The organism is Saccharomonospora iraqiensis subsp. paurometabolica YIM 90007 (assembly GCF_000231035.2).
GTDB lineage: Bacteria > Actinomycetota > Actinomycetes > Mycobacteriales > Pseudonocardiaceae > Saccharomonospora > Saccharomonospora paurometabolica.
The window spans coordinates 7,363-10,100 of sequence record NZ_KI912194.1 but is presented as its reverse complement, the minus strand read 5'-3'; the positions used below and the strand labels follow the sequence as shown (position 1 = coordinate 10,100).

General features: G+C 74.3%; 3 protein-coding genes. All 3 read right to left on the bottom strand.

What is annotated here, in order from left to right; genetic code table 11:
• A partial coding sequence (gene hpnC / locus SACPADRAFT_RS24895) for a squalene synthase HpnC (protein ID WP_007027179.1) occupies positions 1 to 732 on the bottom strand: 732 nt, incomplete at its 3' end.
• A 462-nt stretch (positions 733 to 1,194) separates the two neighbouring features.
• Positions 1,195 to 2,250, bottom strand: coding sequence for an NAD(P)-dependent alcohol dehydrogenase (locus SACPADRAFT_RS0201830; protein ID WP_007027178.1), 1,056 nt, complete (start codon positions 2,248 to 2,250; stop codon positions 1,195 to 1,197).
• A partial coding sequence (locus tag SACPADRAFT_RS0201825; RefSeq protein ID WP_007027177.1) for a universal stress protein occupies positions 2,250 to 2,738 on the bottom strand: 489 nt, incomplete at its 5' end. The genes SACPADRAFT_RS0201825 and SACPADRAFT_RS0201830, both read right to left, overlap by 1 nt.

The window sequence follows — 2,738 nt, the reverse complement described above, 5'->3', positions numbered from 1 at the left end:
CACCGCGACCCGCGCGGCGCCGGAGAGCGTGCCGAGCAGCGGGTGCCCCTCGTCCAGCATGCGCACCGCCCGCTGGACCTGGAGCGCCACGAGCGCCCGGACGGCGGTGTCCGCGCGCGGGGCGGACAGGTCCCGCTCTGCCACACCGAACCGGGTCAGGTCCTCGGTGGGCAGGTAGATCCGGCCGACCCGCACGTCCTCGGCGACGTCCTGGCAGTGCTCCAGCACCTGCAGCGCCGCACAGATCCGGTCGGAGGCACGCAGCGTGTCCCCGTCGGCCCCTTGACCGAACACGCCGAGGACGAGCCGCCCCACGGGTTCCGCGGACAGCGAGCAGTAGTCGAGCAGGTCGTCGAAGGTCCGGTAGCGCGTCACCACCTGGTCGCGCCGGTTCGCCTGCACGAGCCGGTCGAAGGGCTCCCGCGGCAGCGCGCACGCCGCCACGGTGCGCCCGACGGCGCGGAACAACGGGGTGCGCGGGTCCCGACCGTCGTAGATCCGGTCGATCTCGCACGCGACGTCGTCGAGCAGGGCGAGCCGGTCACCGCCCGCGGTGTCCCCGAGATCGTCCACCGTCCGGGCGAACGAGTACAGCACCAGCAGATGCTCCCGGTGGCGTGCGGGGAGTACGCGGAGGGCCACCGGGAAGTTCTCGCGCCGGGCCCGCGCGCGGAGCCGCCGCGACGGCGGGGAGAGCCGCGCCCGGTCGGCGTGCAGGTGGTCCGCGTGCATGTGATCCGCCTCGTCCCGTCCGGTCGGTGTGCCGACCCTCGACGTCTGGGCGGTACCATTGTCGGCCCGCGGTGCGAACCCGGGCAACTCCGGAACCGGGTCCGGCGTGCCACGGCGCGCGGGCACGGCGTCGGCCGACGCACTCTCGCCGGTAACCGAAACCTCGGTTCCGGCCACCGGTACCGCCGGGGGTGCCGGAGTACTCGGGTTCGGGGGAATCCTTGGGGTCACTGCGCCGAATCCTATGCCGCCGTGCGGGCGGCGCAACCGGACGCGAGGCGGCCCCCGACGGGACGGCGCAACCCGTACCGGCCGGTACGGGGTCGGCCCGGACACCCGGACCGGGTCACCGATCCGCGCCGTGCCACCGCACCGCAACCGCCGTGGCGCAGGACCGGATCCCGTGTGGACGGTATGTCGACCGGTCGACGAGTCCACTTCGATCAGTACGAGTCCCGGATATTATTCCTCCGAAGGAGTGACCACCGCGCGCCCGGTGAGGGACCCCTCCTCCAGCCGGCGGTACGCCTCCGGCGCGTCGGCCAGACCGAACCGGGTGATCTCGGTGTGCAGCCTCCCCCGCGCGGCCAGTTCCAGCACCTCCACCAGCTCGAACCGGGACCCCCAGTAGGTCGTCTGCACCGACATCTCGTAGGGCATCGAGAAGAACGACACCGGCAGCGTGCCCCCGCCGAGTCCCACCACGGTGAGGTCGCCGAGCACCCGCCCCACCGCGGCCGCGAGGGCGAGCGTGTCGTCCGAACCGACGCAGTCCAGCACGACGTCCGCACCGCGGCCCCGGGTCAGTTCCCGCACCCGTTCCGCCACCCCCTCCCCCGGCGGGGTGGCCAGGTCGGCACCGGAGTCGCGGGCCAGGTCCAGCGCGGCCGACCGGGTGTCCACGGCGACGACCCGCGCGGCGGTGGTGGCCTTGACGATCTGCACGGCCAGGTGCCCCAGACCGCCGATGCCGATCACGACGGCCGTGGAGGTCGGGGCGAGCTTCGGCCACGACCGGCGCACCGCGTGGTACGGCGTCAGTCCCGCGTCGGTGAGCGGTGCGGCCACCACGGGATCGAGCCCCTCGGGCAACGGCAGGACGTGCCGGGCGTGCGGGACCAGCAGGTACCCGGCCATCCCGCCGTCCAGGCCGAGGCCCGCCCCGCCGCGCGGGACCGGGGCGGCCTCCGGACGTTCGCAGTAGGTTTCGATGCCCTGCAGGCAGTACTGGCAGACCCCGCACCCCCACGGGCCGTACACGGCGACCGGCATCCCCCGGTCGAGCCCCTGCACACCGTCCCCCACCCGCTCGACCCAGCCCGCATTCTCGTGGCCGAGGGTGAACGGTGGATTCCACGGCATGTCGCCCGCACCGAACTCCCGCATCAGGTGCAGGTCGGAGTGGCACACGCCCGCACCCCCCACCCGGACCAGCACCTGTCCCGGACCGGGCTCCGGAGTGTCCACATCGGTCAGCACGGGGTCGGAACGCCATTCGAGCAGGCGGAGAGCACGCATCAGGGGGTTTCCTTTCCGGTCGGTCGGACGATCATCACGGGGCACCGGGCGTGGTGCATCAGCGCCTGGCTGGTGGAGCCCAGCAGCAGCCCGCGGAACCCGCCGAGCCCTCTGCTGCCCACCACGAGCAGCCGCGCGGTGGCGGAGTGGTCGAGCAGCGCCGGGCGGGGCTTCTCCCGGACCGTCACGGGGTGCACCGCCACGTCCGGGTACTTCTCCCGCCATCCGGCCAGCCCGACGGCGAGCGGGTCCCGCGGCCCCTCCGGCACGTCGGCACGGGCGTGCACCGCCACCAGCGGCGCCCTCCGGACGGCGGCCTCCTCGAAGGCATACCCCACCGCGCGCCCGCTCAGCGGACTGCCGTCCACACCCACCACGATCGGACCGTCCCCGGGCGGTTCCTCCCCCTCCGCCCGGGAGCGGACCACCACCACGGGGGCGACGGCGTGCGAGGCCGTTCCGACGGCGGTCGACCCGGCGAGCGCCCC